This window comes from Corallococcus sicarius, assembly GCF_003611735.1.
GTDB lineage: Bacteria > Myxococcota > Myxococcia > Myxococcales > Myxococcaceae > Corallococcus > Corallococcus sicarius.
Map to the genome: position 1 here is coordinate 1 of NZ_RAWG01000476.1, position 5,074 is coordinate 5,074.

Sequence of the window (5,074 nt, forward strand, 5' to 3'; positions counted from 1 at the left end):
CCTGCCGGCGGTGTACCTGGGGGACTCGGACGAGCTGGAGGTGGGGGACTGGGTGGTGGCCATTGGCAACCCGTTCGGCCTGGACCACTCGGTGGCGCACGGGATGATTTCCGCGAAGGAGCGCGTGCTGGGCGTGGGCCAGTTCGACGACTTCATCCAGACGGACGCGCTCATCAACCCCGGCAACTCCGGCGGCCCGCTCTTCAACATGAAGGGCGAGGTGATTGGCGTGAACACCGCCATCATCAGCGAGGGCCAGGGCATCGGCTTCGCGGTGCCCATCAACCTGGTGAAGGACCTGCTGCCCAACCTGCGGGAGAACGGGAAGCTGGAGCGCGGCTGGCTGGGCGTCGTCATCAACGAGGACGGCCAGGACTCCGCCACCACCGCGCCGGTGGTGAAGGACGTCTACCGGGGCAGCCCCGCGGCCGCCGCGAACATCCGCCCGGGAGACCGTCTCATCGCGGTGAACGGCCGGCCCATTGGCAGCTACCTGCAGTTGCTGCGGAAGGTGGCGCTGCTGGCGCCGGGCACCGAGGCGAAGCTGACGCTCCTGCGCGAGGGCGCGACGCAGGAGGTGGCGGTGCGGCTCGTCGCCCGGCCCGCGCAGGAGGCCACGGAAGGCCTGGCGAACCGGGCCGGCAGCAGCACGAACGACCTGGGGCTGGTGCTGAGGGATTTGACGCCGGAGGTGGCCGCGCCCCTGGGCTACGAGGCGTTCCTCGGCGCGCTGGTGTCCGGCGTCGTCCCGCGCAGCCCGGCGGAGCAGTCCGGCCTGCGCGCCGGTGACGTCGTCACCGAGGTGAACCGCCGCCGGGTGAAGGACGCCGCCGGGGTGAAGGCAGCCCTGGAGCGAGGCAGCGCGGGGGCCAGCATCCTGCTGCGCGTGCAGCGGGGCGACGCGCTCCAGTACATCGCCATCGCCCGCTGACGGACGCCTGCTGCCTACTTCTGGTTGGCGTCCTTGCCGTTGATCCACAGGCCCATCTGCCCGCCGCTGCGGCCCTCGGTGACGAGCACGCCCTCGACGCGGCTGTTGACGCCGTAGATCTTCCCGCCGCCCTTCTTGGGCAGCGTCCACACGCTCTGCGGCGTGAAGACGACCTGCACGCGCACGCCCCGCGTGCTGAACACGCGCGCGAAGGTGCCGCCGTTCCACATGTCCGGCGCCGTGCCGCTCACCACCAGGTTGTTCATCACCGGGTTGCCCTGCGCGTCCGTCTTCTTCGGCGCGCCGTGCGTCACGGCGTACTTCCCGCCCGCGAAGAAGGGCGTGATGTTGATGGTGTACTCGCTGGTGCCGGGGTTGAAGTCGCCCGCGGACAGCATGGTCGCGTCGTCCTCGGTGATGATCATGTACAGCTTCTTGCCGGTGTACTTCTTGCGGAACGCCTCCGCCTGGGCCTTGCACTGGGGATCCACGAAGGCACCGTCACACTCGCCCACGTACTTCTCCAGGAAGGCCCCCAGGCTGCCCAGGGCCTCGGAGTCGTCGCGCAGCTTCGCGAAGCGCGCGTCCACGTCAGCCAGGGCGAGCGTGGGCACAAGGAGGGCAAAGGCAGCGGCCAGGATGCGATTCACGAAGGGAAACTCCTGAAAATAGGGGGATGAGGCTCTGCGGATGGTGCCACTCCGGCCGCGCCGGGGGCAGGGCTTTCCCATGGGTGAGGCCAAGTGTGGTGGGGTAGATGCAGGTGGAGAAGTTGCCTACATCTGTCTACGGTGTAGTTTGCCCCTGTCACCCCCTGTTTCGGAGGCACCCCCCGTCATGATCACCCAGCCGCAGGAACGCCGCACCCACCTCCGATTCGACAAGATCTTCACGGTGTACCTGTCGACCCAGGACGGGATGATGCGGGGCATTGGCCGCAACATCAGCGCGCGGGGCATGTTCATCGAGGTGCGCGACTCCCTGGGCCTGGGGGAGAAGCTGAAGGTGACGTTCGCGGGGGAGGACGGCACGGAGATGACGTGCCTGTGCGAGGTCCGCTACCAGGTGGCGTTGGCCTTCGGGCGCAAGGACGGGCAGCAGGGCAACAGCCGCGGCGTGGGGCTGCGCATCGTGGCCTACGAGACCATGGATGACGCGCCGCTGCTCCTGGTGGACCGCGAGCGGGTGATGCACTGAAAAACCGCGGGGCACGGCCCTTCCCCTGGAAGAGGGAAGACACCGTGCCCCGGGCGTGGGACTTCGGACTGAAGCGACGCTGCGACTACTGCGAGAAGCCTTCGAGCAGGTAGTGGGCCTCGATGCGCTTGAGCGCGAGGATCATCGCGGCGCAGCGGCTGTCCACCGGCTTGCCGATGCAGTACGGGCGGCTGTCGTGCATCTCCGTCTTGCGCGGCTGGTTGCGCGAGATGTCGCGGATGATGCGGTAGTTGCGCTTCATGGCGCGCTCGAGGCGCTGATCGACCTCGGCCTCGCTCCAGCGCTCCATGCGCTTGTTCTGGATCCACTCGTAGTAGCTCACCGTCACGCCGCCGGCGTTGGCGATGATGTCCGGGATGAGCTCGATGCCGCGCTTCTGCAGGACGCGGTCGGCTTCCGGGGTGGTGGGGCCGTTGGCGCCCTCCGCGATGAGCTTCACCTTGAGGCGCTCGGCGATGTCGGCGGTGATTTCGCCACCCAGGGCGGCGGGGACGAGGATGTCCGCCTGCACGTCCCAGAGGTCCTTCTTCTCGATGCGCTGGGCGCCGGGGAACCCGATGACGGAGCGCTTGAGGTTCTTGGGGTCGGCCACGTAGGCGGCCAGCGCGTTCACGTCGATGCCGTCGCCGTTGAAGATGGAGCCGTCGGCGTCGTTCACCGCGAGCAGGCGCGCGCCCATGTTGCCCAGGATGATGGCGGCGTGGCTGCCCACGTTGCCGAAGCCCTGGAGGACGAACGTCTTGCCCTTCACGCTCTCGCCGCGGTCGGCGTAGTAGTCCTCGATGCAGAACGCGACGCCCTGGCCGGTGGCCTTGCCGCGGCCCTCGGAGCCGCCGATGCGCACGTCCTTGCCGGTGACGATGCCGCGCAGGTTGTGGCGCTCGCGCTCACCGTCGGAGAACTGGCGGTACAGGAGCGCCATGATCTCCGGGTTGGTGCCCACGTCCGGCGCCGGGATGTCGATGTTCGGCCCGATGAGGCTCTTGAGCCGGTACATGAAGCGCAGGGTGATGGCTTCGATCTCCTCGCGGCCGTACTCGCGCGGATCCATCTGGATGCCGCCCTTGCCGCCGCCGAAGGGAACCTCCGCGATGGCGGTCTTCCAGGTCATCTCCGCGGCGAGCGCCTTGAAGAGGTCCAGGGACACCTCGCGGTGGTAGCGCAGGCCGCCCTTGTAGGGGCCCCGGGCCTGGTTGTGCTGGACGCGGTAGGCCTTGAAGCGCTGCGACTCACCGGGGACCAGCTGGTACACCAGCCCGTCCGGCAGGCGCAGGTGGCCGTGGCGGATGGCGACGTCGGAGCCCAGCAGGGCGCGGCCGTTGAGGATGATGTTGCCGTTGGCCAGGCGCTCCAGGCCCTCGGTGTTGCGCACCTGGGTCACGGACAGGTCGGAGAAGGACTTGGCCTCCTCGGGGAGCAGGGGGACGAGCCGGTCCTTGAGCTTCGCGGTGACGTAGAAGATGTGCTCGTAGTCGGGCTCTTCGAGCTCCAGACGCACCCGCTTGTCCAGGCCGATGAGATCCGCCGCGTAGTGGAAGATCTCCATCGCCTCCGTGTAGATGGTGCGCTTGGGCGAGGGGGCCGGGGCGCGCATGAAAGTCTCTTCGCTGGCCATGATGGAACGTGCTCCTTGAGGGCCCTCCCTGAGTGGGGGCCACAGGCGAAAGCCGGGCCCTTATGCTCACAGGCTCATGAGGGGGTCAACCGCTCCGGCGTCCGGCATTTCTCCAAATAGTGGAGAAATCACGCACACTTAGGCGACGCGGTGTGTCAGTTCACCGGATGCGCTGTGTCATGCGTGTCAGCCCTTCTGGAACGAAGAAGGGGCGGTGACGGAGAAGCAGCGGGCAGGCGCGGAGATTCTGCTTGCGGGGCCGAAAACCGGATGGTACTTACGCGCCGCTTTCACGCGTCGCGCCGACATAGCTCAGTTGGTAGAGCAACTGATTCGTAATCAGTAGGTCTCCGGTTCAAATCCGGATGTCGGCTCCAAGAAGAAAAAGGCCGGTTGCCCCTGTGGCAGCCGGCCTTTTTTATTTCCGGCCCTGAGGTTTCGCATGCGGCTGCCGTGGCTGGTGCTGTCGCTGCTGTGGGCGCTGGTTGGTTGCAGCGGAACCACGCGGGTCGTCCGGATCGACAGGGGCGCTGGTTCGACGCCCATCGTCCACGTTCCTCGGTCGGAAGGTGGCACCGGAGCGATTGCGCTGGATGACGACGCGGTGAGAGAGGCAGTGGCGCGGTGGGCCCGGGCCCTCCCACTGTCTTCGCATCCGCAGGATGCGGCCCGACGTCTGTTCGAGGTGGGCCCCCGGAGCGGGTCGTATCTCTTCGATGTGCGGAGTCGGCGGATGATCCCGCTCGGCCCCGGTGAGCACCTGACCGCGGAGGTATCCCAGGCCGACGCCGAGCTTTCGCGCGCCTATCTGCGCTGGTGTGAGCGGACCAGGCGCAGGGGGGACTGCCTGGGACTGCTCAAGGAGGGGCCCGTCCTCACGGGGAATGCGCGCTTCACGCTGGCCATGGCCCTGGCGAAAGGAGCGGTGCTGGATGCGCTATGGGACGCCGTCAAGGACACGGCCCACCCGGAGGCGCTGATGCAGGCGGCTTTGTGGACGGCGACCACGTACGCACTGCTCTGGGCCGTCCCCGAGCCCATGACGAAGGGCGTGGCGGCGGTCCTCACCGCAGCGGTCATCCTCTATGTGGGCATCGACACGTTCTGGGGACTGGTCCAGGGCTTCCGACTCTTGATGGTCGAGGCCGACCGGGCGGTGACGTTCGATGAGTTGCGCGAGGCAGGAGTCGGCGGATGATCCCGCTCGGCCCCGGTGAGCACCTGACCGCGGAGGTATCCCAGGCCGACGCCGAGCTTTCGCGCGCCTATCTGCGCTGGTGTGAGCGGGCCAGGCGCAGGGGGGACTGCCT

At 67.8% G+C, this 5,074-nt stretch carries 4 protein-coding genes, 1 tRNA gene and 1 pseudogene; 4 read left to right on the forward strand and 2 right to left on the reverse strand.

The window, feature by feature from the left end; genetic code table 11:
• On the forward strand, nucleotides 1–931 hold a 931-nt coding region (locus tag D7X12_RS39050; RefSeq protein ID WP_120630238.1), incomplete at its 5' end, for a PDZ domain-containing protein.
• 14 nt (nucleotides 932–945) lie between these two features.
• On the opposite strand, the gene D7X12_RS39055 is transcribed toward D7X12_RS39050, so the two are convergent.
• On the reverse strand, nucleotides 946–1,581 hold the full coding sequence (locus tag D7X12_RS39055) for a DUF6066 family protein (RefSeq protein WP_120630239.1): 636 nt from the start codon (nucleotides 1,579–1,581) through the stop codon (nucleotides 946–948).
• Nucleotides 1,582–1,768: 187 nt separating this feature from the next.
• Between D7X12_RS39055 and D7X12_RS39060 the strand changes: the two genes are divergently transcribed.
• Nucleotides 1,769–2,128: a PilZ domain-containing protein gene (locus D7X12_RS39060; protein ID WP_120610806.1), complete on the forward strand. Its 360-nt coding sequence runs from the start codon at nucleotides 1,769–1,771 to the stop codon at nucleotides 2,126–2,128.
• Between the two features lie 85 nt (nucleotides 2,129–2,213).
• On the opposite strand, the gene D7X12_RS39065 is transcribed toward D7X12_RS39060, so the two are convergent.
• Nucleotides 2,214–3,764 carry a Glu/Leu/Phe/Val family dehydrogenase gene (locus tag D7X12_RS39065; RefSeq protein ID WP_120630240.1) on the reverse strand — a complete coding sequence of 517 codons (1,551 nt, stop codon included), beginning with the start codon at nucleotides 3,762–3,764 and terminating at the stop codon, nucleotides 2,214–2,216.
• A 301-nt stretch (nucleotides 3,765–4,065) separates the two neighbouring features.
• On the opposite strand from D7X12_RS39065, the gene D7X12_RS39070 reads away from it, so the two are divergent.
• Together D7X12_RS39070 and sitA5 are read left to right on the forward strand one after the other, a co-directional pair.
• Nucleotides 4,066–4,141 (forward strand) — tRNA-Thr (locus D7X12_RS39070).
• Between the two features lie 65 nt (nucleotides 4,142–4,206).
• Nucleotides 4,207–4,950, forward strand: a pseudogene (sitA5, locus tag D7X12_RS39075) (SitA5 family polymorphic toxin); the annotation flags it as partial.
• Between the last annotated feature and the right edge of the window lie 124 nt (nucleotides 4,951–5,074).

What these genes read in the sequence shown, in the direction of transcription:
- D7X12_RS39065 (WP_120630240.1), bottom strand. Translation starts at nt 3,764, where the DNA reads ATGGCCAGCGAAGAGACTTTCATGCGCGCCCCGGCCCCCTCGCCCAAG.
- D7X12_RS39060 (WP_120610806.1), top strand. Translation starts at nt 1,769, where the DNA reads ATGATCACCCAGCCGCAGGAACGCCGCACCCACCTCCGATTCGACAAG.